Annotated in this window: 25 protein-coding genes; 17 read left to right on the top strand and 8 right to left on the bottom strand. The window is 44.6% G+C overall.

What is annotated here, in order from left to right; translation table 11 throughout:
* The coding region (locus RDS42_RS02640) for a (2Fe-2S)-binding protein (RefSeq protein WP_308782240.1) at nucleotides 1-206 on the top strand (206 nt) is incomplete at its 5' end.
* Between the two features lie 113 nt (nucleotides 207-319).
* Here RDS42_RS02640 and RDS42_RS02635 read toward each other — a convergent pair.
* The 5 genes from RDS42_RS02635 to rsxC all read right to left on the bottom strand — a co-directional run bounded on the left by RDS42_RS02635 (nucleotide 320) and on the right by rsxC (nucleotide 6,026).
* Nucleotides 320-1,369, bottom strand: coding sequence for an FUSC family protein (locus tag RDS42_RS02635; RefSeq protein WP_308782239.1), 1,050 nt, complete (start codon nucleotides 1,367-1,369; stop codon nucleotides 320-322).
* A gap of 128 nt (nucleotides 1,370-1,497) precedes the next feature.
* Nucleotides 1,498-2,265, bottom strand: a complete 768-nt coding sequence (locus RDS42_RS02630; protein WP_308782238.1) for a hypothetical protein — start codon at nucleotides 2,263-2,265, stop codon at nucleotides 1,498-1,500.
* Between the two features lie 18 nt (nucleotides 2,266-2,283).
* Nucleotides 2,284-3,681: an FMN-binding protein gene (locus tag RDS42_RS02625; protein WP_308782237.1), complete on the bottom strand. Its 1,398-nt coding sequence runs from the start codon at nucleotides 3,679-3,681 to the stop codon at nucleotides 2,284-2,286.
* A 15-nt stretch (nucleotides 3,682-3,696) separates the two neighbouring features.
* Nucleotides 3,697-4,647, bottom strand: a complete 951-nt coding sequence (locus RDS42_RS02620) for an RnfABCDGE type electron transport complex subunit D (protein WP_308782236.1) — start codon at nucleotides 4,645-4,647, stop codon at nucleotides 3,697-3,699.
* On the bottom strand, nucleotides 4,644-6,026 hold the full coding sequence (gene rsxC / locus RDS42_RS02615) for an electron transport complex subunit RsxC (protein WP_308782235.1): 1,383 nt from the start codon (nucleotides 6,024-6,026) through the stop codon (nucleotides 4,644-4,646). The genes RDS42_RS02620 and rsxC overlap by 4 nt, the downstream gene beginning before the upstream one ends.
* Nucleotides 6,027-6,225: 199 nt before the next feature.
* Between rsxC and RDS42_RS02610 the strand changes: the two genes are divergently transcribed.
* Genes RDS42_RS02610 through RDS42_RS02600 form a run of 3 tightly spaced genes read left to right on the top strand, consistent with a single transcriptional unit; the run spans nucleotide 6,226 to nucleotide 7,626 of the window.
* The gene (locus RDS42_RS02610; protein ID WP_308782234.1) at nucleotides 6,226-6,405 is read left to right on the top strand and encodes a DUF6472 family protein; all 180 of its coding nucleotides are present in this window, start codon (nucleotides 6,226-6,228) and stop codon (nucleotides 6,403-6,405) included.
* 29 nt (nucleotides 6,406-6,434) lie between these two features.
* Complete coding sequence (locus tag RDS42_RS02605; RefSeq protein ID WP_308782233.1) at nucleotides 6,435-7,253, top strand: DNA glycosylase; 819 nt, start codon at nucleotides 6,435-6,437, stop codon at nucleotides 7,251-7,253.
* A gap of 1 nt (nucleotide 7,254) precedes the next feature.
* A complete protein-coding gene (locus tag RDS42_RS02600; RefSeq protein WP_308782232.1) occupies nucleotides 7,255-7,626 on the top strand; it encodes a VOC family protein in 372 nt (123 codons plus the stop codon).
* 13 nt (nucleotides 7,627-7,639) lie between these two features.
* On the opposite strand, the gene RDS42_RS02595 is transcribed toward RDS42_RS02600, so the two are convergent.
* On the bottom strand, nucleotides 7,640-7,852 hold the full coding sequence (locus RDS42_RS02595) for a helix-turn-helix transcriptional regulator (protein WP_308782231.1): 213 nt from the start codon (nucleotides 7,850-7,852) through the stop codon (nucleotides 7,640-7,642).
* A gap of 194 nt (nucleotides 7,853-8,046) precedes the next feature.
* Between RDS42_RS02595 and RDS42_RS02590 the strand changes: the two genes are divergently transcribed.
* Together RDS42_RS02590 and RDS42_RS02585 are read left to right on the top strand one after the other, a co-directional pair.
* Nucleotides 8,047-9,588, top strand: a complete 1,542-nt coding sequence (locus tag RDS42_RS02590; RefSeq protein WP_308782230.1) for an inositol monophosphatase family protein — start codon at nucleotides 8,047-8,049, stop codon at nucleotides 9,586-9,588.
* 18 nt (nucleotides 9,589-9,606) lie between these two features.
* Complete coding sequence (locus RDS42_RS02585; protein WP_308782229.1) at nucleotides 9,607-10,647, top strand: FAD:protein FMN transferase; 1,041 nt, start codon at nucleotides 9,607-9,609, stop codon at nucleotides 10,645-10,647.
* Between the two features lie 24 nt (nucleotides 10,648-10,671).
* Here RDS42_RS02585 and RDS42_RS02580 read toward each other — a convergent pair whose 3' ends face one another.
* Nucleotides 10,672-11,157, bottom strand: coding sequence for a Gx transporter family protein (locus RDS42_RS02580; RefSeq protein WP_308782228.1), 486 nt, complete (start codon nucleotides 11,155-11,157; stop codon nucleotides 10,672-10,674).
* 3 nt (nucleotides 11,158-11,160) lie between these two features.
* Complete coding sequence (locus tag RDS42_RS02575; protein ID WP_308782227.1) at nucleotides 11,161-11,529, bottom strand: NusG domain II-containing protein; 369 nt, start codon at nucleotides 11,527-11,529, stop codon at nucleotides 11,161-11,163.
* 236 nt (nucleotides 11,530-11,765) lie between these two features.
* Between RDS42_RS02575 and secA the strand changes: the two genes are divergently transcribed.
* The 11 genes from secA to RDS42_RS02520 form a co-directional block, all read left to right on the top strand.
* The gene (gene secA, locus RDS42_RS02570) at nucleotides 11,766-14,342 is read left to right on the top strand and encodes a preprotein translocase subunit SecA (RefSeq protein ID WP_308782226.1); all 2,577 of its coding nucleotides are present in this window, start codon (nucleotides 11,766-11,768) and stop codon (nucleotides 14,340-14,342) included.
* 122 nt (nucleotides 14,343-14,464) lie between these two features.
* Complete coding sequence (locus RDS42_RS02565) at nucleotides 14,465-15,397, top strand: GTP-binding protein (RefSeq protein ID WP_308782225.1); 933 nt, start codon at nucleotides 14,465-14,467, stop codon at nucleotides 15,395-15,397.
* Between the two features lie 141 nt (nucleotides 15,398-15,538).
* Nucleotides 15,539-16,558 (top strand): helix-turn-helix domain-containing protein, encoded by a 1,020-nt coding sequence (locus RDS42_RS02560; RefSeq protein WP_308782224.1) that lies wholly within the window; start codon nucleotides 15,539-15,541, stop codon nucleotides 16,556-16,558.
* Between the two features lie 2 nt (nucleotides 16,559-16,560).
* A complete protein-coding gene (locus tag RDS42_RS02555; RefSeq protein WP_308782223.1) occupies nucleotides 16,561-17,394 on the top strand; it encodes a Cof-type HAD-IIB family hydrolase in 834 nt (277 codons plus the stop codon).
* Nucleotides 17,387-18,922, top strand: coding sequence for a DNA methylase (locus RDS42_RS02550; protein WP_308782222.1), 1,536 nt, complete (start codon nucleotides 17,387-17,389; stop codon nucleotides 18,920-18,922). Before RDS42_RS02555 ends, RDS42_RS02550 begins: the two co-directional genes overlap by 8 nt.
* 5 nt (nucleotides 18,923-18,927) lie before the next feature.
* The gene (locus RDS42_RS02545) at nucleotides 18,928-19,362 is read left to right on the top strand and encodes a hypothetical protein (RefSeq protein WP_308782221.1); all 435 of its coding nucleotides are present in this window, start codon (nucleotides 18,928-18,930) and stop codon (nucleotides 19,360-19,362) included.
* 124 nt (nucleotides 19,363-19,486) lie between these two features.
* Nucleotides 19,487-20,425, top strand: coding sequence for an IS982 family transposase (locus RDS42_RS02540; protein ID WP_308782220.1), 939 nt, complete (start codon nucleotides 19,487-19,489; stop codon nucleotides 20,423-20,425).
* A 156-nt stretch (nucleotides 20,426-20,581) separates the two neighbouring features.
* Nucleotides 20,582-21,856 (top strand): ABC transporter substrate-binding protein, encoded by a 1,275-nt coding sequence (locus RDS42_RS02535; RefSeq protein WP_308782219.1) that lies wholly within the window; start codon nucleotides 20,582-20,584, stop codon nucleotides 21,854-21,856.
* 128 nt (nucleotides 21,857-21,984) lie between these two features.
* Nucleotides 21,985-22,839, top strand: a complete 855-nt coding sequence (locus RDS42_RS02530) for a sugar ABC transporter permease (protein ID WP_308782218.1) — start codon at nucleotides 21,985-21,987, stop codon at nucleotides 22,837-22,839.
* The gene (locus RDS42_RS02525) at nucleotides 22,839-23,675 is read left to right on the top strand and encodes a carbohydrate ABC transporter permease (RefSeq protein WP_308782217.1); all 837 of its coding nucleotides are present in this window, start codon (nucleotides 22,839-22,841) and stop codon (nucleotides 23,673-23,675) included. The genes RDS42_RS02530 and RDS42_RS02525 overlap by 1 nt, the downstream gene beginning before the upstream one ends.
* Nucleotides 23,676-23,860: 185 nt before the next feature.
* The coding region (locus RDS42_RS02520) for a response regulator (RefSeq protein ID WP_308782216.1) at nucleotides 23,861-24,552 on the top strand (692 nt) is incomplete at its 3' end.

The raw sequence follows: 24,552 nt of genomic DNA, 5'->3' as shown, positions 1-24,552 counted from the left end.
TCAGAAAGAGAGGATACTCTATGAATCGAAAAAAAGAAGCATGTCATTGTAAGAATATTACGTATGGAATGATTGAAGATGCCATCAAGGCAGGTGCAAAAGATTTTGATGAAGTACAGAAGGCTACCGGATTTGGGACAGGATGCGGAAAATGCAGAGATTTTATCCGCTGCCTGGTGAGGGATATTTTGGAGGAAAATGCCTGAAAAAATCTGTGTTTTTTGTATAGCACAGATATTATGAATAAGAAAAAGCCATAGTTTCCAACATTACGAAAATGTCAGAAGCTGTGGCTTTTTATGATGCCGGAAAAAGAAGATCAGGCCCGGGCAGGAGTGATCCGGTCAAGGAACCGGCTGGATATTTTTTCAAAGATCTGTCCGTAAACAGAACCAATAAAGTTATTGGCAATCCGGAAGAGGATAGCTCCGGGAAGACCAAGAATACTGGTGGCGATCGCCATGGCGCCCAGAGAATTAAATACTGCCTGCCACTGATAGGTAGCGGAAAGCCCCACGCCGATGCCTCCGATTACACCGATATAAGGAAAGACAGAGGCAGGAAGGAACAGGCAGATGCCAAGGAAGACCACTGCGCCGATAATATTTCCGGGAATACGTCCTTTGACTCGTTCCTTCATATCTGTGCGGAAAGGAAGAAGTACGGACATGGCAGCAATTCCGATCCACATAGTTCTTGGAATATGAAAAAGTCCCCCGAGAAAAACAGCAGTGGAAACACCGAAGGTTACGGTCAGCTGCCAGCGTGTCCGAAGAGAAGTCAGCCGGAACTCTTTTATAACATCACGGAGTTTTCTTTTGTAGCTTAGTTCTCGGTGGTTTCTGTAAAAGACAAGTGCAGTCAGAACAGCGCCTGCTCCTATGGCAGCCAGTCTCATCAGGTAAGTTTCTCCTGTGGTATCATAGCCGTAAAGCAGGAGATAGCCAAGAACAAGAGTGGAATGATTTGCCATCATAACATTATGACAGCCCAAAAGCAGAAGGGCAAAGATGCAGCCAGCGTTGATGACCAGTTCTCCAAAAAGTCCGGCGGCGTTTGCCAGTCTGGGTCCAAATGCAAGAATACTGAAAATAATGGCAAGGGATGCCAGAGATCCCGGCATCTGCATTCCGAAATCGGCATACCGGAAGACCATGATACAAAGAAGAACAATAACGCCTACGATACTGTTTTCGTCTCCGAAGATTTTGCTGTAGCCCATAACAAAAGCCATGCAGAAAACCATGGTAATGAGAATCTTGAACAGATAAATAGAAATATGGCGCAGCTTTTCGCCAGTGGTGGATGAAGCTTTGATGATTGCCTTAGAACCCTGCTGGTTCAGCTGCAGCTCCTGATAAAATGTCATAGAAACGCTCCTTTCGGTTGAGATATCGGGGAGGAATTATAGCATTGCACATATACTTTGTCAAATAAAATTTATACAAAAATTGGTATAAAAAACGGCACAGCCCAAAGGCCATGCCGCTGAAAAGATCAGTAGATGCTCAGAATCATATAAATAAATCCTGCTGCCAGCATATCTACCGGAATCCCCCGGAAGAATTTTCCGGTACGGGCAAATTTTAAAGTCTGTTTTACGGAAAGGAACAGAAGAAGGGGAACAGCGATCACCCATATGGTTCCCGGAATCCCTGCAAAGCTTTCTACTGTAAAGGGATGAAAAAGAAACATGGCGGGAACTACAGGGAACAGGCTGTTCATTCCTTTGCAGTCTTTTTTCAGGATTCCGTTTACGGATGCAAGGACAAGTCCCGCCTCCATGAATGCAAAGGTGGTATTCAGGAAGGCTTTGGACTGGAATGCTGCCGTAAAGACGGTATTTCCGAAGATGCTTCCGCTGCCCAGAAATTCGCGGAAAACAGTAAACAGGATCCACAGTCCCCAGATAAAGGCGGATTCCAGAAGGAGTTCGCCATATTTACCGTCTGTATTTCCGGAAAGTGCATGTTTTCCGCAGAGAAGTCCTACGATAAAGACCATGATCCACAGTTCTGTAGGAAGAACAGTTCCCAGAACCGCAAAGCCTGCAAGAAAAGCGGAAGCGCAGACAGAACCGGAGGCAATGTAGACACAGAGCTTCAGGCTCCATGTGGGAACTGCCTTTTCCAGAAGATTCTTCAAAAGTTCTGCAAATACAGAAGTGAAGATCACCAGGATCCCGGCTGCAAAGGCTTCCTTCATGCCTGCGGAAAAAAGAACGATCCCCAGAGCAAAGGCTTCTGCCGGATATCTTAACTTCATATTGAAACCTCCGTTTTCTTATTTCACTGTCTGTAAGAAATTATATGCTTCATTAATGCCGGTTACTGCTGCGGTAGAGGACATGGTTGCACCGGAGACAGCGTCGATCTCAGTTCCGGCCATATCTGCAGTTTTCTCAGAAGCAGCTTCTTCTTCCGGAGCTTCTTCTGTTTCCGGCTGGGAAGCCTGAATGCCGGAAGCCTCTTCCAGACATTTGGTTGCCAGATCGATAAAGCCGTTTACGGAAATGCTTACGCCGGAAACAGCGTCAGTCTTGCCTTCTGCGTCTGTATTAAGGAAGGAAAGAGACTGGTTCTCGATCAGAGCGGAAGCAAGAGCTTCAGCCTGCTCTTTCCAGGTAAGTCCGTCCTCAGTCATGGTGTACTCGCCGTTTTCAGACATGATGCTTTTTTTGCTGCCGTCTTCGGTCACTGCATCCCAGCTTGCTTCTGTAATAGCACCGTCTTTTACAGTAAGAGTGACTACATCAGTGAATCCATTGGAATCCGGAGCTTCTGTTGTTGCTTCATAGGTACCATCTGTAAGAACAGCACCGGCAAAAGGATCTGCCGGGGCAGTTTCCAGACCTGCGGCCTGTTTCATACACTGTGCTGCCAGATCAATAAAGCTGTTTACAGAAATGCTGACACCGGAAACAGCATCGGTTTTGCCTTCTGCATCTGTGTTCAGGAAGGTAAGGGACTGGTTCTCGATCAGAGCGGAAGCGAGCTTTTCTGCCTGCTCCTTCCAGGTGAGTCCGTCTTCCGTCATGGTGTACTCACCGTTTTCGGACATGATACTTTTTTTGCTGCCGTCTTCAGTCACAGCATCCCAGCTTGCTTCTGTAATAGCGCCGTCTTTTACAGTAAGAGTGACTACGTCAGTGAAACCATTGGAATCCGGGGCTTCTGTTTTTGCCTCATAGGTACCGTCTGCAAGGGAAGCTCCCTCAAGGACGCTGAGATCCTCAGATTCTTCTGGAGCGGCTTCTGCTTCTGTACTGTCAGTTCCAGTGGAAACATCCATGCCCGGAAGATAAACAGGCGCTTCAACCCCTTTGAACTGATCCAGGAACTCAGCTTCCGCGATTTTTGAGCCAAGCCCATCTGTCTCAGCCTGTTCAATGATCTGAACGCTGGTGATCTTAGAGGCGGATTCGTCAAAAGCCACATCCATTACGATGTCGCCTACATATCCTTTAGCTCGTACGGTAACCAGATAGCCGTCAGCGGTTTTGGATGCTTTTTCAATATTTTCTGCGCCGCTTACATCAAGCTCCTCTAGAGCTTCTGTACTCTGAGCAGCAGAATCGCCGCCTGCGCTGATGGCCAGGGATCTTGAACCAATGATCACGCCAAAAGAAAGGGCGGTCACGACAACAAGAGCCAGAATTCCTTTTATTTCTTTATTTTTCATGAATATTCCTCCAAATTAAGCTTTTTTTACGCCGTATACATGTTTTTTATGGAGCATAGACAGTGCACCGGCAAGGCAGTTGGCTGTCAGGATACCGAAGCAGATTCCCTCCGGATAAAAACTGAAGATACGGATGGCCGCAGTAATGACTCCGGCGGTGACTGCATAAAGCAGACGGCCTCTTCTTGAGGCAAAGGCGTAGTCTGTAAGCATATAGCATGCCCCAAGGATCAGACCGCCGCCAAAAAGGTTCAGAAGGATGTCTCCTGTAAAGAGTCCGGAAGGTCCGAACACAAAGGTCAGAAGAACCACTGTACCGATATAGGTAAGTGCCGCCTCTGCATTTACAATTCCCATAAAGCACATATAGGCAAATCCTGCCAGAAGAAGGAGTTTGCTGGTCTCACCAAGTGCGCCGGGGGTTTCCCCAAGGAACATCTGCAGATAGCTGTAGCCTGCTTCTCCGCCGTTTTTTACAGCGCCCAGCACTGTGGCTGAGGAAACTGCATCAAAACCGGAGACTGTCAGTGTTCTGGGAGCGACGTACTGCATAACGGTTCCCGGCCATACCACCATGGTCAGAAGGCGGCCCATCAGTGCCGGATTGGCAAAGTTGCATCCGATACCGCCAAACATCTGCTTGACTACAAGAATACTGAAAATATCAGCTGCAACGATCACCCATAAAGGTGCGGTGACAGGCATGTTAAAGGCAAGAAGGATACCTGTGACCACAGCACTGAAATCTCCTGCAGTGACCGGTTTTTTTGCCAGTTTCTGCCAGATATACTCTGTCAGAACGCAGACAGTTACGGAAAGTCCGGTGATGTACAGTGAACGGATCCCGAAAAAGTAAATGGAGCCTAAGAGGGCCGGCATCAGAGAAACAGCAACATGGAGCATGATGTTCCGTGTTGTATTGGCTGTGCGGATATGGGGGCCGCTGAAGGTTTTTGTCTGGTTCATGATTTTTTTACCGCCCTTTCCCTCATTCTCTGTTTTACAATGTCTCTGGCTTCTTTGGTCCGTACAGAAAGTTCCCGTCTGGCAGGACAGATATAGGAGCAGCATCCGCAGGCGATACATTCGCTGGCATAAAGCTTTTCGCAGAGATCGTAGTCCTGATCAAGAAGTGCAAATTCAATCTTGTAGGGAACCAGACCTGCCGGGCATACGCTTTCGCAGCCGGAACAGCGGATACAGGGCTGTTCTTCATAGCCAGGTTCCGGAAGTACAAGGATTCCGGAAGTGTTTTTTGTTACATGGAAAAGTTCGTTTTCTCCGTTCCAGTTATGGGCAACACAGGGACCAGTCATAGGACCGCCTGCAATGATGCGGTTTTCTGACGTTGTTACTCCGCCGCAAAACTGGATCAGTTCTTTTGCCGAGGTTCCTACAGGAACCAGATAATTCCCCGGATTTTTTACAGATCCGGTGACAGTAACGATTCTTTTTGTCAGAGGTGTATTACCAAGGATCATGTCTGCAGCAGCCTTTGCTGTTCCTACATTGGAAACGATCACACCTACATCTGCAGGAAGTCCGCCCATGGGAACTTCGCGTCCAAGAACCCCCTGGATCAGCTGACGTTCGCCGCCTTGAGGATATTTGGTGGGAAGTACACGGATCTCCAGATTTTCTCCTTCAGACATCAGACCGGAAGCGGACATTTCTGTGAGAATCTTCTGGAGATTCTCTGCTGCCAGAGGCTTGTTGTCCTCCATACAGATATAGGCTTTTTCGGCACCGCTGCCTTTTAGAAGAAGTCTTACACCGTTAAGGAGAGAGTAGCCTTCTTCCAGCATGAGACGGTAGTCACAGGTAAGGAAAGGCTCACATTCCGCACCGTTGATGAGAAGATCAGTGATTTTTTTGTCAGTTTCATATTTTTTGTGAGTGGGGAATCCTGCTCCGCCCATTCCGGTCAGACCGCCATCGCGAATTCCAGTCAGGATTTCTTCTCTGGAAATAAGGCCGATATCAGCAGTTCCTTTTTTATAGGAAGCTTCTGCTTCTGAAACCGGAGATTCCTCTCTTTGCAGGATACACGCCATAAGTCTGCGGCCCTGTTCTGTGATTTCTTTTACAGCAAGGACTTTACCGCTTACGCTGGCGTGGAGGGGAGCGGCCATAAAGGCTTCAGGCTTACCAATAAGCTGGCCTTCTGTTACATGCTCGCCGGGCTTTACAAGAAAACTGCATTTTCCGCCAAAAGACTGTTCCGAAAGAATCGTGACAGTTTCAGGACGGTAAGGCATTACTGCGCAGTTCATGGAGAGAGCCTTGTCAAAGCCGTCGGTAGGATGTATGCCGCCGGGGAATACAGATTTTTGCATTTTCTGCATATCCTGGTCTCCTTTGCTTTTGAAAATATTTCTTGATTCGTTAAAAGGTTAACAACTTACACAGCATATCATATCAGTAGGAATTAGGCAATAAGGTTTTAAAAAAATTTGATTCCTTAATTTACTATTTGCATTCATCTGTGATAAGATGCATACAGAAAGAAAAAGAATGATATTTTAAATCAAGGAGGTGAAATGTGTGAGTGCGGCAAGCTGCGATTATTGTGCCAACTATGTGTATGATGAAGAAACAGAAACTTATTATTGTGATGTAAATCTGGATGAAGATGAATATTATCGTTTTCTAACCAGTAATGTAAAGGAATGTCCCTACTATCGTTCAGGAGATGAATATAAGATAGTGCGCCATCAGATGTAAAATAAATCAGAAAGTACAGAGAGATATATATGGTAACAATGGAACTTGATAATTTCAGTCTGGAGCAGATATGTGACTCCGGACAGTGCTTTCGTATGAAAAAGATCGGAGAGCACACCTATTCTCTTGTAGCGGGAGATCAGTATCTGGAAATCACACAGAAAGGTACTATTGTGGATTTCCACTGCAGTGATGTAGAATTGATATGTTTCTGGGTTCCTTATTTTGATCTGGATACCGATTACAGTGAATACATACAAAAAGTAAATCCAAGAGACCGGTACCTCAGTGCGGCAGCAGAAATGGGAAGCGGGATCAGGATTCTCAGACAGGATCTCTGGGAGATGATTATTACGTTTCTGATTTCTCAGCAGAATCATATTACCAGGATTCGGGGATGTATTGAGAGACTCTGTGCCTGTTACGGAGATAAAAAGATTTCCCGGGAGGGGGTGGAGTATTACAGTTTTCCGGGACCGGAAGCACTGGCACTGGCTACAGAGACGGAACTGAGAGAACTGGGCATGGGATATCGAGCCAGGTATCTTGTGGAAACGGCACGAAGCATTGCAGAAGGAGAGGTTTCTCTGGAAAAAATTTTTCAGATGAGATATTACAGCCGGGCAAAAAAGGAACTGATGAGGCTTAGTGGTGTGGGAGAAAAGGTTGCAGACTGTATCTGTCTGTTTGCCCTGCATCATATGGATGCTTTTCCTGTGGACACTCATATCCGTCAGGTTCTGGAGATCCATTATAAAAGGGGATTTCCAAACAGGAGATATCATGGCATGAGAGGAATCATGCAGCAGTATATTTTTTATTATGAATTAATGAAAGGGAGAAAATAATATGAGCTTTAAATTTGTACATTACAATTACAATGTGGTCGATCTGGAAAAATCTTTAAGATTTTATGAGGAGGCTCTGGGTCTTAAGGAAGTAAGACGCAAGGAAGCAGAGGACGGAAGTTTTATCCTCTGCTATCTGGGTGATGGAGAAACTGATTTTCAGCTGGAGCTTACCTGGCTTAGAGACTGGGAAAAAGATCACTATAATCTGGGGGACAATGAGATTCATCTGGCATTTTCAACAGATGATATGGAAGCCTCTCACAAAAAACATCAGGAGATGGGCTGTATCTGCTATGAAAATCCGGGCATGGGAATTTATTTTATCAGCGATCCGGACGGATACTGGCTGGAAATCGTTCCAGCCAGATAATACCGCTTTTTATTCAGACTTTTTCCTTCCGGTCACTGCGGCCAACCAGATAGTCAAGACTGATATTATAGTAATCTGCAATTCGGATAAGCATTTCGACAGGAATATCCCGGGATCCTGTTTCGTAGTGAGAGTAGGTGCGCTGACTGATATGGAGTATCTCTCCAATTTGTCTCTGTGACAGGTCAGAGTCTACGCGAAGATCTTGAATCCGCTGAAATTTCATGCCTGTACCTCCTTTTTTCAGAAAGTATAGGTCGGAACGGAATGGACTATTCGGTTTTGGAACAAAATGGACTATATAATTTCGGTCTGTAGGAAAAAAGAAACTAAAGCCCCCATCCCCACAAACACAAATTGATGTTTCCGGAAAGTTTGAGTATAATGTAAAAAGAATAATCAAGAAAGGGTGGTATTCTAATGGATTATATGGTTTCAGTGATCGGGAATGTGCTTGGCGTTCTTTATCAGAACTGCGGTGCATCGCTGGTAATCGCCGTTCTTTTTATGAGCGTATACATGCAGATAAAGAAAAAAGGCACGGAAGCGGTGATACGGACCTGGGTACAGGAATTTCGAACCAACAGGCAGTTTCGTAGAGAATTTCTCCTGGTATTTTATGGATGCCTGGTTCTGTTCCGGACACTTTTCTGCAGGACCATCTGGGGAAATCCCCTGGACAGTGTTCTGGGAATCTGGGGATTACATAAGTCGGATGGAAGTATTTATACAGAAAATGTGGAGAATCTGATTATGTTTCTGCCGCTGCTTCCTCTTTTGTACCGGGTATGGGAACATAAGACAGATTACAGAAAGAAAAAGGTACAGGAGGTTCTGCTGAACAGTCTCTGGATTGGTTTCTTTTGTTCGTTGTGTATCGAGAGCTGTCAGCTTTTTCTGAAAATTGGAACTTTTCAGCTTACAGATCTGTTTTTTAACAGCCTTGGAGGTGTGCTGGGCGGTGTTCTTTACTGGGGCTTTGACCGAAGCAGGAAATATGTTGTGAAAAATGTCAGAGAATTTGGCGGCTGGGATGTGGAACCATGGAAGGGATATTCCGAGGTGGACGGAGAGAGTAGAAAAGCGGAGAAACCTGAAGTTCCAGAAAAGAAGCCGGCAGAGGAAATCCTGATGACAGAGGAGATGGCACCAGGAGAACCGTCTGTGGAAAGCAGTACGGATATAGACTATCAGGCGATAGAAGCTGTTGTCCGTAAAGCCGGTGAGAAGCTGAGAAATGCAAAGCTATCAAAGGAAACAATCCATAAAAAAGAAGGACTTGCCAATTTTTGTACGGATTTTGACACAGAGATCCAGCGTTTTCTGATTCGTGAGTTGAGTGCGATCCTGCCGGGAGCTGTTTTTTTCGGTGAAGAGGATACAGAGGGAAATCAGGGAGCGGGAGCTTCCGGAGAATATACGTTTTATATTGATCCTATAGACGGAACCACAAACTTTATGTTTGATTATCATTTCAGCTGTATTTCTGTGGGACTGGCACACCATGGAAAAATGAAGGCAGGATTTGTATATGACCCCTATATGGATGAGATGTATGTGGGAATTCGTGGAAAAGGAAGTACGCTGAACGGACAGAGGCTGCAGATGGAAAATATTTCTGTTACAGAAGGAATTGCAGCTTTTGGATGTGCAAGATATAATGAAGATAAAATGGATATTCTTTTTAAGACTGTGAGAGAACTTTATATGAGAAGTCTCTGCATTCGAAGCGGAGGATCTGCTGCACTGGATCTGTGCAGAATCGCTTCTGGAAGAAACGCGGTTTATCTGGAAATGAAGCTTAATCCATACGATTTTGCAGCGGCTTCGGTGATCATTGAGGAGGCCGGAGGAATGGTTGGACAAACAGACGGGACTTCCATTACTCTGGATCAGCCCTGTTCCATGCTGGCAGGAACAAAAAAAGCAGTGGAGGAAACCAGAGAACTTCTGCCGCACTGACATCAGAAAGGTGGTTTAATGACAAAAAAACAGAAATTCGGGATGAGCACAGTTTTAGCAGGCATGTTACTGGCAGGACTTGTTTTCAGTCCCGTTCAGGCGAAAACTCAAAAATACACCAATACAGATTTTGCCATGAATACGGTTGTTTCAGAAACTTTGTATACAAAAGGAAAAGATCTGAATCCTTCCATTGGGAAGCTTCTAAAAAAAACGGAAGATGAGATTCTTTCCTGGACAGAGGAAGATTCTCAGATCGCGCAGGTGAATCATGCCGGAGGGGAAACTGTTGAGGTTTCTGCTGAGCTTGCTGATTATCTGAAAAAAACACAGCAGCTTGCAGAAGATTCTCAGGGAGCTTTTGATCCTACTCTTGGCAGGGTGATCCGTCTCTGGGATATCGGAGGAGAAAATGCAGGGATTCCTCAAACGGGAGAATTAGAATCACTTCTGGAAGAAACAGGATATGAAAAGCTTGAACTTGATGGAAATAAAGTTACGTTAAAAGACGGCGCTACATTAGATCTTGGGGCGGCAGGAAAGGGTATCGGCTGCGATCTTGTCATGGATTTTTTAGGACAGAATAAGGATGTTTCCGGAATGATCCTGAATCTGGGCGGAAGCAGCGTGATGGCTTACGGAGAAAAGCCGGATCAGTCAGACTGGAGAGTGGCCATACGAGATCCAAGGGAACCGGAAGGAGATTATCTGGGAGCCGTTACTTTGAAGGGTGGAGAATTTCTTTCCACATCAGGGGATTATGAGAGGTATTTTATGGAAGATGGAAAAAGATATCATCACATTCTTAATCCGGAAACCGGTTACCCTGTATGGAATGGTCTTACTTCCGTAACAGTTGTCTGTGACAGCGGACTTTTTGCAGATGGACTTTCTACAGCGTGCTTTGTGCTGGGAAAAGAAAAAGCGCTGCCTCTTCTGGAAAAATATGGAGCAGATGCCGCTTTTGTGGACGAGAATCATAAGGTATATCTCACAGAAGGAATGAAAGAACGCTTTGAACTTATGAAAAATACTTATGAGACAGATATGCTGAAATAGACAAAAGAAAGGATACGCCTTTTTTTACAGGCGTATCCTTTTTGTAATTTCTCCGGCAAGAAGTCCGATCAGAAGTCCGGTTACAACTCCGGAGATCAGAAGAGCCGGAGCATAATAAAGAAGACTGGTGTTTTCCACAATGAGAGAAGCAACGATCAACTGTCCGATATTATGGGAAACACCTCCGGCAACACTGATACCCAGGATGCTGAAACCGGAAAATTTTTTCATGAGGGTCATGACTGTAAGACTTAATGCGGCTCCTGCCAGGCTGTAGAGGATGCTGAACATATTTCCGAAAAGGAAGCCGATCACCAGGATCCTTACTGTGGAAACCAGGGCGGCTTCTTTCCAGGAATATTTTTCAAGGATAAAAAGAACGGCAAGGTTGGCCAGACCCAGCTTCATGCCGGGGATTCCTGCAAAAAATGGGATCAGGGATTCCACATAACCGAAGATAATGGCGATTGCGGCAAAAAGTCCAAGATATGCTGTTTTTTTATGAGTCATAATTTATACTGCCGTATCAAATTCCGGAGAAATATCTTCAGAGCCTGCGGCTTTTACTCCTTCTATTACTACTTTGTTGGGAAGGCAGACGATGGTTCCTCCAGAACTTCCCACTGCTTTCTGCTTTATACAGAGGTGGTCGGGACAGTCAGCCCCGGTCATTTTTATTTTGCCGTCTTTGATCTCGCAGACATTGGTCTCTCCGATGGAGATCACCTGATCCTGGGAAAGAGAGTAAGTTCCATATTCTTCCCCATTTACCGTGATCCTTACAGAACCATAGTCCCCTTTTCGTAACAGGAACATAATACCCCACAGGAGCAGGGCCGAGATAAGAATGGAGATGATAAAGACAAGTTCCTTTTTTTTCAAATCAGAGTCCTTTCTTTTATAAAAGTGGATATGCCGACATTCAAAGAGAATGTAAGCCTGTTTTCATAGTTCGAAGCTAATCATAGCATAAGGGGAAAAATCTGACAAGCCTGAGAAAAATCATTGTTTTCCCATTAAGAAAGTGATAGAATAGAATAGATTTCTTGTATTAACTAAATTACGGAGGATTCCGTAGAACAGATTTTTTATAGAATAAAACAAACAGGAGTATATTTATGAACGTGTTTTCAAAATTATTCGGGACACACAGCCAGCGTGAAGTTAAGCGTATCATGCCGCTTGTAGAAAAAACAGAGGCACTGCGTCCGGAAATGCAGAAATTAACGGATGAGGAACTGAGGGACAAAACAAGAGAATATAAGAAGCGTCTGGAAGAGGGAGCAACTCTTGATGATCTGCTGCCAGAAGCTTTTGCAACTGTACGTGAAGCAGCGAAACGTGTTCTTGGAATGGAGCATTACCGTGTACAGATCATCGGCGGTATCATTCTTCATCAGGGACGTATTGCAGAGATGAAAACCGGTGAAGGTAAAACACTGGTATCCACTCTTCCGGCATATCTGAACGCACTGGAAGGCAAGGGTGTACACATTGTTACAGTCAATGACTATCTGGCAAAGCGAGATGCCGAGTGGATGGGTAAGGTTCACGAGTTCCTTGGACTGACAGTTGGCGTGGTTCTGAATGATATGAAGCCGGAGGAACGCCGTGCGGCCTATGGATGTGATATCACCTATGTGACAAATAACGAGTTGGGATTTGATTACCTGCGTGACAATATGGTCATTTATAAAGAGCAGCTGGTGCAGAGAGATCTTCACTACTGTATCATCGATGAGGTTGACTCCGTACTTATTGACGAGGCGCGTACACCGCTGATCATTTCCGGACAGAGCGGCAAATCCACCAAGCTTTATGAGGTCTGTGATATTCTGGCACAGCAGCTGGAGCGTGGTGAGGCCAGCCATGAGATGACCAAAATGGCAGCTATTATGGGTGAAGAGGTCATCGAGACCGGAGATTTTGTAGTAAATGAAAAGGATAAGATCGTAAACCTTACAGAGCGTGGTGTGAAAAAGGTTGAGAAATTCTTTAATATCGAAAACCTTGCAGATCCGGAAAATCTGGAGATCCAGCACAATATTATTCTGGCACTCCGTGCTCATAACCTGATGCACAAAGATCAGGATTATGTAGTAAAAGATGATGAGATCCTGATCGTAGATGAATTTACCGGACGTATCATGCCGGGACGCCGTTATTCTGACGGACTCCATCAGGCTATTGAAGCTAAGGAGCATGTAAAGGTAAAACGTGAGAGCAAGACACTTGCCACCATCACTTTCCAGAACTTCTTTAATAAATATGACAAAAAAGGCGGTATGACCGGTACTGCCCTTACTGAGGAAAAAGAGTTCCGCGATATCTACGGAATGGATGTTGTGGAGATCCCTACCAACAGACCTGTACAGCGTAAAGACCTGGAAGACGCTGTATATATGACAAAGAAAGAAAAATTCAACGCAGTTGTTGAGGCTGTAAAGGAAGCTCATGAAAGACAGCAGCCGGTTCTGGTTGGTACGATTACCATTGAGACGTCAGAGCTTCTCAGCAAGATGCTCCGCCGTCAGGGAATCCAGCATAATGTCCTGAATGCGAAATTCCATGAACTGGAGGCTGAAATCGTTGCTCAGGCAGGTCAGGCCGGAGCAGTTACCATTGCGACCAACATGGCAGGCCGTGGTACGGATATTAAACTGGATGACGTGGCAAGAGAAGCCGGCGGTCTGAAGATCATCGGTACAGAGCGTCATGAGTCCAGACGTATTGATAACCAGCTTCGCGGACGTTCCGGACGTCAGGGAGATCCGGGTGAGTCCCGCTTCTATATCTCTCTGGAGGACGATCTGATGCGTCTCTTTGGTTCTGAGCGTCTGATGAAGGTATTTACTTCTCTTGGAGTTGCTGAGAATGAGCAGATCGAGCATAAGATGCTTTCCAATGCGATCCAGAAAGCACAGGAGAAGATTGAGTTCAATAACTTTGGTATTCGTAAAAATCTTCTTGATTACGACCAGGTAAACAACGAACAGCGTGAGATCATTTACAAAGAGCGCCGTCAAGTTCTGGATGGAGAGAACATGCGTGATTCCATTTATAAGATGATCACTGATATTGTGGATAATACAGTGGACAGATGCTTCTCAGATGATGTAGATGCTGTTGAGTGGAATCTTGAAGAATTTAACACGATCCTTCTTCCGATCATTCCTATCCAGGCTCTTACTGAAGATAAAGTAAAGGGCAAGAAGAAAAATGAGATGAAGCATATCCTTAAGGAAGAAGCTGTGAAGCTTTACGAGACCAAGGAATCTGAATTCCCGGAACCGGAGCAGCTGCGTGAGCTGGAGCGTGTAGTTCTTCTGAAGTGCATTGACAGTAAGTGGATGGATCATATCGATGATATGGAAATCCTCCGTCAGGGTATCGGACTGGTTGGCTACGGACAGAGAGATCCGGTTGTTGAGTATAAGATGAGCGCTTATGATATGTTCAATGAGATGACCAACTCCATTCAGGAGGATACAGTTCGTATGCTGTATCATGTTCATGTAGAGCAGAAGATCGAGCGTGAGCAGGTTGCCAAGGTTACCGGAACTAATAAGGATGATTCCAGTGTGCGTAAGCCTGTCCAGAGAAAAGAAGAAAAGGTTTATCCAAATGATCCATGTCCGTGTGGAAGCGGCAAGAAATACAAACAGTGCTGCGGCCGCAAGGCAATGAAAGCATAAAACAAAAGGGCTGTCAGAAATTCACTGAAAAAGAGAATCTGGCAGCCCTCTTTTGTTCTTTAAGGATTGAGGGGATTTCAGTTGGACTTATCCGTTTGGCTTATGACAGGAGATTTGATATTATGATAAAAATTGACTTGATTACCGGTTTTCTGGGAGCGGGAAAAACAACCTTTATAAAAAAGTATGCTTCCTATCTTTTGAAACAGGGACAGAACATCGGGATCATAGAAAATGATTTTGGTGCAGTGAATGTGGATATGATGCTTCTAAAGGAACTGGAGGGAGAGAACTGTGAGCTGGAAATGATCGCAGGAGGATGCGACAGAGAGACTCACAGAAGAAGATTTAAAACAAAACTGATCGCCATGGGAATGTGCGGATATGACAGGGTGATCGTGGAGCCTTCCGGGATCTTTGACGTAGATGAGTTTTTTGATGCCCTTTATGAGGAGCCGCTGGACCGCTGGTATGAGATTGGGAATGTGATCGCAGTGGTAGACGGGGGACTGGAAGAAAAGCTTTCGGATCAGGCAGAATATCTGCTGGCATCAGAGGCGGCGTCCGCAGGCTGTGTGGTGCTGAGCAGATGCGATGAGGTTTCAGAAGAACAAAAAAGAGCAGTGACAGAGCATCTGGAGCGGGCAATAAAAAATGTCCGCTGCAGACGAACATTTGAGGGAGAGATTCTTTCAAAAGACTGGGAAAAACTGACTGATCAGGATTATGACCGGCTGCTGAAGTGCGGATATCACTCCACAGCCTACGAAAAAAAGCATTTTTCAGAGGAAAAATTTACGTCCCTTTATTTTATGAATCTTCCATTTACGGCAGAAGAGCTGGCTGACAGGGCGGAAAAAATTATGGCTGAACCGGAATGCGGTTCTGTTTTTCGAATCAAAGGATTTGGCAAAAACAGGGAGAGACAGTGGATGGAAGTGAATGCTGCCCGTGGAAAAGCCATTCTCCGGCCGATAAGTGAAGGGCAGGAAGTTCTGATCGTTATCGGTGAGAACCCTGTAAAAGAAAAAATCGAAGCTTATTTTGCAGAATGAGAGTTCTTAGACACATGTTTTTATGAATGACAGTTAAATTTTTTGCTTTTTACTTAACATCTGTTCAGTTGTGAGAAGATATTCTCTCTGCTATGATAAAAGCAGCATAGGCCGATGCGAAAAAAGCAAAGGAGAGCATTTATGAGAATAGGTGAAGTTATCAGAACATACAGAAAAAACAGAAATATGACTCAGGAGGAAATGGCGAGACGCCTTGGCGTTACTGCTCCGGCGGTAAATAAATGGGAGAACAATGTTTCTCTGCCGGATATTACGCTTCTTGCTCCAATTGCAAGGGTACTGGAGACAACGCCGGATACGCTGCTGTCTTTCCGGGAGGAGCTTACACAGGAAGAGGTTAATGTGATCGTTCAGGAGGCGGACGGAAAATTTCAAAAGGTCAGTTTTGAGGAGGCTTTTGATTTTTGCAGGAAAAAGATCTGTCAGTATCCCGGATGCAGCAGGCTGATCCTTCACCTTGCCATGGCGCTGGACGGCTGGAGGATCTTGAAGGGAATCCCGGATTCGGAAAAAATGAAAGAATGCGACCGGGAGATCCTGGGATGGTATAAGCAGGCGCTGGAAAGTGAGGATTCAGAAATCCGGGAGAAGGCGGCTGACGCACTGTTCAGTTATTATTACCGTAATGAGGATTATGAGAAGGCAGAAGCCTGTCTGAAATATTTTTCCCGGATGGACCCGGTGAAAAAGATTCATAAGGCACAGCTCTGTGAAATAAGGGGAGACCGAAGCAGTGCCTTTAAAGAATATGAAGAACTGCTTTTTCAGACAAACAACGTAGCGGAAATGACTCTGGGCGGTATATTTATGCTGGCAGAAAAGCATGGGGATTTTCAGAAAGCCAGAATGATCACAGAAAAAATGACAGGTCTTGCCGAGCTTTTTGAAACCGGAGAATATCATAAGGTTTCTGCGCAGATGCAGATTTCCCTTATGGAAAAAGACAGAGAAAAAGTCAGAGATTGTATGAAAAAATTAATAGATGCCGTAGAGGAAATGGATGCATGCAGAACTTCGGCGCTGTATGAACATATGGAATTTAAGGAGCTGAGTCCGGAATTTGCAGACCAGATGAAAGCTATTTTATCCGAAAGCTTCCGAAAGGATCCGGTATACGGCTTCGTATTTGAGGAGGAATAACCGTGGGAAAACACACAAAAATTTTATTTACAGATCTGGATGGTACGCTTTTAAACGATCAGAAGGAAGTCACTGCAGGAAATCAGGCTGCTATTGACCGGGCTCTGGAACAGGGGCATAAGATTGTGGTAACAACAGGAAGACCCCTTGCCAGCGGCGTTCATATTGCAGAACGGATCGGACTTACCAGAGAAGGCTGTTATGTGATTGCATTTAACGGCGGTCAGATTTATGATCCTTTTCATAAAAAGACCATTTACGGAAAAACAATTTCAACAGAAGTGGCAAAGCCTTTATTTCAGGAAGCATTGAACAGAGGACTTCATGTGCAGTCCTATTCTGATACCAGTGTGCTTGCAATGGAGGACCGCCCGGAGCTGCATTATTATATAGACAGATCCACGATACCTTATGAGATCGTGCCGGATGTGGATGCGGCATTTCCTTTTGATCCATACAAGATACTTCTGGTAGGACTGGACAACCGCCCGGACCTGGAAAAATACCAGAGAGAATGTGTGGATCCGCTGAAGGGAACTGTGCGAAGCTTTTTTTCTACAGAGTATTATCTGGAGGTGGCGCCGGAAGGTGTGTCAAAAGGATTTGCAGTAAAATGGATGTGTGATCATCTGGGTATCCCGCTGGAAAATTCTGTGGCGGCCGGGGATGCACCTAATGATGTGGAAATGCTCCAGGCGGCCCATGTGGGGGCAGTTATGTGCAACGCTTATGAAGGCATGGCTGAGTATGGCAATTATGTGACAGAACGGGATAATAATCATGACGGAGTCGCAGAGATTATTGAACGTTTTCTGCTGAAAAAAGGTGATGAGTGACATTAGCGAAAATCATGTATATATAGCTATTGATCTGAAGTCCTTTTATGCTTCCGTGGAATGCCGGGAGAGAGGACTGGATCCCATGAAAACAAATCTTGTGGTGGCAGACGCCAGCCGTACGGAAAAAACCATCTGTCTGGCTGTATCTCCATCCATGAAGTCCTATGGCATCCCGGGCCGCCCTAGACTTTTTGAGGTGGTACAGAAGGTGAAGGAAGTCAATGCCAGAAGAAAAAAGCTTGCTCCGGGAGGTGAATTTTCCGGATCTTCCTATATGGCAGAGGATCTGGAACGTTATCCGGAGCTGGAGGTCAGTTATATTGCCGCTCCGCCCCGGATGGCATTTTATATGGAATACAGCACCCGGATTGTAGATATTTATCTGAAATATATTGCAATGGAGGATATCCATATCTATTCCATTGACGAGGTCTTTATTGATGCCACTCATTACCTGAAAAGCTATGGACTTACCGCCCGGGAGCTTGCCATGAAGATGATCCGTGACGTTTTGCAGACTACGGGAATCACGGCAACAGCAGGGATCGGCACAAATCTTTACCTTTGCAAGATCGCCATGGACATTGTGGCAAAACATATCGAACCGGATGAGTACGGAGTACGGATCGCAGAGCTTGATGAAATGTCCTACCGGAGGCTTTTGTGGGATCATCAGCCGCTGACGGACTTCTGGCGTGTGGGAAAAGGCTATGAGAAAAAGCTGAAAGCAAACGGCATGTTTACCATGGGAGACATTGCCAGATGCTCCCTGGGAGGCCCGGGGGATTTCTACAACGAAGATCTTCTTTATGAGCTTTTTGGCATTAATGCAGAGCTTCTGATCGATCATGCCTGGGGATGGGAGCCCTGCACGATTGCAGACATCAAGGAATATAAACCGTCCACCAACAGCATTGGATCCGGACAGGTACTGCCCTGCCCCTATACATTTGAACAGGCGCGCCTGGTGATCCGGGAAATGACGGATCTTCTTGTTCTTGATCTGGTGGATAAACGCCTGGTCACAGATCAGCTGACACTGACAGTTGGGTATGATATCGAAAATCTGACAGATGCCGGTCGGAAAAAGGATTATAAGGGTGAGATTAAGGTGGACCGCTATGGCAGAAAGATTCCCAGACATGCTCATGGAACAGTAAATCTGGACAGTCAGACTTCTTCCACAAAGAAGATCACCGATGCGGTGATGGGACTTTATGACCGGATCATGGACAAAAAGCTTCTGATCCGCCGGATGTATCTGGCTGCCAATAAGGTAGTGCCGGAAACCGCAGTGAAACAGAAGGAAACCTTTGAGCAGCTGGATCTTTTTACAGACTATGAAGCCCTGGAAAAGCAAAGGCAGAAAGAAAAGGAGCTTCTGGAAAGAGAGCGTAAGATGCAGCAGGCCATGCTGGATATCAAGAAAAAATTCGGGAAGAATGCCATATTAAAGGGAATGAATCTGCAGGAAGGGGCTACCGCCAAAGACCGCAATTCCAGGATCGGAGGGCATAAAGCATAAATAAGATGAAAAATTATTTTGGAGAAAGCCATAAATATGATGATATCATCCATCTTCCCCATCATGTGTCAGATAAACGGCCGCAGATGCCTGTTCTGGACCGGGCAGCTCAGTTTGCACCGTTTGCCGCTCTGACAGGCTACGGAGAGGCGGTAAAGGAAACGGCAAGGCTGACAGAACGCAGGATTCAGCCGGATGAGGAGACTTTGGATATTCTGAACCGGCGTCTGGAATTTATCAAAAAGCATATCAGTGAGCAGCCGGAGGTTTCCGTTTGCTTTTTTCGCCCGGATCCCCGCAAGGATGGCGGCGCATATGTGACGGTAAGCGGAACTGTAAAAAAACTGGATGAGTTCCGTCACAGGCTGGTCCTTGCAGATGAAACCGAAATTCCTTTTGAGGATCTGTGGGAAATCGTATTTATGGATACCGCCCCTTGACCATAAAAGGAGGATGGCGGTACAATAGGATATAAATTAACTCGTTGTGCTAGATAAATAAAGAAACTTCAACAAAATGTGCTATCCTATTTGTAGGCATACAAATTCGAAAGGAGGCATCATTATGCTGAAGTTCCAAAATAATAATACCACTGTTATCAAAACTTTTGAAGACTTTATTTTAACTGTTTACGTTGTAATTGATGATTTATATCATCAGTTCGCCCCGCCGGAAATTACTTCCAGACGACATATCCGGGATGCAAAATTGTCTGATCCGGAAATTATCACAATCAGCATTTGTGGTGAACTGGCTGGTGTTGATTCAGAAAATGCCTGGTTTTCTTTCGTGAAAAAGAATTACCGCCATCTTTTTCCCAACCTTTGCAGTCGAAGCCGTTTTAACAGAACAAGACGTGCACTGCTCCAGACAACAGAGCTGCTGCGTCAGAAAATGATCTCTGTTTTTCCTATACCATTCAGCCAATATTTTGTGATTGATAGTTTTCCTCTTGCGGTCTGTAAATTTGGAAGAGCACGATACTGCCGCTCTTTTCGCAGTTATGGTGCGGATTATGGAAGATGTCCTTCAAAAAAAGAAACATATTTTGGCTATAAGGTTCATGCCATGATCACTTTGGAAGGATACATTACCACGTTTGAAATCACACCTGCATCTACGGATGACCGAGAAGGTCTGAAGGATATGGTTGGAGGGCAGTCTGGGCTTGTGATCCTTGGAGACAAAGGCTATGTCGGACAAAATCTTATAAAGGAAATGTCAGATCAAGGAATCTGTCTTATGGCACTTAAGCGTTCAAACAGCAAAGCGAACTGGCCGAAACCGGTGCGTCAGTTAATCTTCCAACTCCGAAGGCGTGTAGAAACTGTATTTTCCCAGTTGAGCGAACAGTTACATGCAGAAAGAGTACTGGCCAAAAGTTTTCAGGGTTTATGCACCAGACTTGTCAACAAAATTTTAGCATACAATCTTTGTCTGGCATTAAACAGTATTTTTCATGAAACCTGTGAACTGGGAAGAATCAAACAGCTTATCTTCTGAGATTCAAAAATCAAGTCCTTCTATCTCAGGGGAGACTTTGGGCTTTTATGAGGTTTCAATAAATTCAAATTGAATTAGCACAATAGGTTAAGTTAAAGAGAACGTGCAACATCAATTTATTTAGCTGTAATTTATAGAAAAGGAGAGGATTTTACTATGAAAATGAAAAAACTCACAGCAATGAGCATGGCTGCATTAATGGCAGCATCTATGATCCCGGCAGTTCCGGTTATGGCAGAGGGTGAAGGAAAAGTTTATTATCTGAACTTTAAACCAGAGGCAGATGAAGCATGGCAGAATCTGGCAAAAGCATATACAGAAGAAACAGGAACAGAGGTGACCGTTGTTACAGCTGCTTCCGGTCAGTATGAGACGACACTTCAGTCTGAGATGGCTAAGAGCGACGCTCCTACACTTTTCCAGGTAAATGGACCGGTAGGACTTAAGAACTGGAAAGATTACTGCTATGATCTTAAGGATTCTGAAATCTTTTCACAGCTTACATCTGATGCTTATGCGCTGAAAGACGGAGAGACTGTTCCTGGAATCGCATACGTAATCGAGTCCTATGGACTTATCACAAATAAAACTCTTCTTGAAAAAGCAGGATATACCCTGGATGATATCAAGAGCTATGACCAGTTAAAGGCAGTTGCCGACGATATCCAGAGCAGAAAAGACGAACTGGGAATCAAAGGCGCGTTTACTTCCGCAGGAATGGACGCATCTTCAGACTGGAGATTTAAAACTCATCTTGCAAACCTTCCGATTTATTATGAATATAAAGACGAAGGCGTAGATGACGCGGCAGAACTGAAAGGAACATACCTTGAAAATTACAAGAATCTGTTCGATCTTTATATTACAGATTCTACCTGCGATCCGGCAGAGCTTTCCGCTAAGACTGCAGACGACTCCAGAAACGAATTTGTAAACAGCGAAGCAGTATTCTATCAGAACGGTTCCTGGGAATATGCAGAACTTGCAAAAACATTCGGCGACGACGAACTGGCTATGATTCCGATTTACTTTGGCGTTGATGACGAGAACCAGGGTCTTGCAACAGGTACAGAGAACTACTGGTGCGTAAACAAAAATGCGTCTGAAGAAGACATTCAGGCAACACTTGATTTCATGAATTGGTGCGTAACTTCTGAAACAGGAACAAAGGCTATGTCTGAAGATATGGGCTTCACAATTCCTTTCAAAACAGCAGTTGCTCCTACAAACGTATTTGTAAAACAGGATGCAGAATACACAGAAGCAGGACTTACACCTGTATCATGGAACTTCACAACTATGCCGTCTGAAGAGTGGAAAAACGGCGTGGGAACAGCTCTTACCTCTTATGCAGCAGAGACAGGTTCCTGGGATGATGTTGTAAGTGCATTTGTTGACAACTGGGCAATGGAAAAAGCTCTTACAGAGTAAGAACAGAGTTCCTGAAGTAAAAAAGTGACTGGAAAGGGGGCGGTGCAATCAGCTCCCGGTGGATGATACCCCGGATGATTTGCATCAGCCCCCGTACTTTTTGAAGCAGGGGAAAGAGGAGTAGAAACATGGTAGGAAAAACAATCAAAAAATGGTGGCCGGTATTTGTACTGCCTACACTGGCTGCATTTATCATCGGTTTTCTCTGGCCGTTTATCTGGGGCATTTATCTGTCTTTCTGCAAATTTACGACTGTACAGGATGTAACCTTTGTAGGATTTTCAAACTATGCCAAGCTGATGCTGGATAAAACTTTCAGTCATTCCTTCTGGCTGACCGTGGTATTTGCGTTTGTATCCAGTATCCTGATTAATGTACTGGCTTTTGCCATCGCGTTGGCGCTTACCAAAGGCTTTAGAGGAACAAACGTATTCCGTACTGTATTTTTTATGCCGAATCTGATCGGCGGTATCGTTCTTGGCTATATCTGGCAGACCCTTCTGAATGGACTTCTTTCTAAATGGGGGCAGCCGCTTCTTGCGCTTTCTGCCAAAAACGGCTTTATCGGAATGCTGATTCTTCTGATGTGGCAGCAGATAGGCTATATGATGATCATCTATGTAGCAGGTCTGAACAATGTATCGCCGGATCTGATCGAGGCGGCTCAGATCGACGGGGCAACCTCAAGACAGATTCTGTTTAAGATTAAGATTCCGATGATCATGCCGTCTGTAACGATCTGTACTTTCCTGACGCTGACAAACGGATTTAAGATGTTCGACCAGAACCTGTCTCTTACAGGAGGAGCTCCGGGCAAACAGTCACAGCTTCTTGCTCTGAACATTTACGATACGTTTTATGCCAGAAGCGGACCTATGTGGAAGGGCATCGGACAGGCAAAGGCCGTTGTATTCTTTATTCTTGTAGTTGCGATCGCTTTGATCCAGCTTAAGGCAACATCATCCAAGGAGGTACAGCAGTAATGGAAAATAAGAAAAAAAATCCTCTGGCAACTATCATACTGTCAGTTATTTCCATCCTCTGGATGTATCCGATTGTACTGATTCTTTTTAACTCTCTGAAAAAGGAATCTGCCATTACCACTTCAGGGGTATTCAGTCTTCCTACAGGAGAAACCTGGAATGGATTAAAGAATTTTGTGGCCAGTGTAACACAGATGGATTTTCTGAAATCCTTTTGGTACAGCCTTGTGATTTCTGTGATGTCAGTGGTACTGATTCTTCTGTGCTGTTCCATGTGTGCATGGTATATTGTGCGTGTAAACGGTAAGCTGTCAAAAGCGTTCTATTATCTCTGTGTATTCAGTATGGTAGTTCCCTTTCAGATGGTGATGTTTACTCTGGCAAAAACAGCAGATACATTGAAATTGAATAATCCCTATAATATTTGTATTATTTATCTTGGTTTTGGCGCCGGACTTGCAGTATTTATGTTTACAGGTTTTGTGAAAGGAATCCCTCTGGAGATCGAGGAGGCAGCTCTGATCGACGGATGCAGTCCTCTGCAGGTATATTTCCAGATTTTGATTCCGATCCTGAAACCTACAATCATCTCTACGGCGATCCTGGAACTGATGTGGGTATGGAACGATTACCTCCTTCCAACGCTTGTACTGGATATCAAGAAATATCGTACCATTCCCATGGCAGTCCAGTATTTCCGAGGCAGCTTCGGACATGTGCAGATGGGGCCTATGATGGCAAGTATTATGATTGATATTATTCCGATCATTATCGTTTATCTGGTATGCCAGAAGCATATTATTGAGGGTGTGGTAGCCGGAGCGGTAAAAGGCTGATGAAATAAAAAGGTCAGAATCCCTGAAGAGCAAATGCTTTTCGGGGATTTTGTCGTTGGTCAAAAGGTATATGAATGATCTGAAAGTTTGTATGGTGTGTCCTTGTGAGCAAAAGAGGGAAATGGTAAAATAAAAACAGTATAATTGAAAACTATATTTGCATGGGGAAGGAAATGGTGAAATAAATGATTCGATTACTGATCGTAGATGATGAAAGACTGGAAAGAGAAGGGGTAAAATATCTTCTTTCTCAGGAAAAGAAAGAATGGAGAATTTATGAAGCAGCGAACGGCAAGGATGCACTTCAGATCTTGAGAGAAGAAAAAATAGATCTTCTTCTTACAGATATTAAAATGCCCCATATGGACGGACTGGAACTTACATCAAAAGCAAAAGAACTGTACCCGGAACTGCCGGTAGTGATCTTCAGCGGATACAGCGACTTTGCATTTGCACAGGAAGCAATGCGGTATGGAGTTACAGAATATGTACTGAAGCCGGTAGATCCGGAAGAGTTTCACAAGATCATTCAGAAAACAGAGAGTATGATTTCTGACAGGAAAGAAAAACAGAAACAGGAACAGCAGGAACAGGATTTTCTCCAGCAGTATTTCCTTGAAAATTATCTTTATTCCGGAAATAAGGATATTCTGGAAAAAGCCGGAAATATGATAGATATTACACATTGGGAGGAGTGGCGGTGTGCCATCATGATAGAAGCTGATGTGTCCTTTTTTGACAGGGTTGAGAATGATTTTCAGGAACTGTTGCAAAAGGAAGTTCGGAGAGCTTTTTATTATTCAAATTTAAATTCCAGACAGTCCATCTTATTCTTTAAGGATATATATTGTGATTATCAGCTTGTAGCAAATCATAT

The sequence above is a fragment of the uncultured Blautia sp. genome, assembly GCF_902497045.1.
GTDB lineage: Bacteria > Bacillota > Clostridia > Lachnospirales > Lachnospiraceae > Blautia_A.
This window is presented reverse-complemented; position numbering and strand designations above follow the sequence as displayed.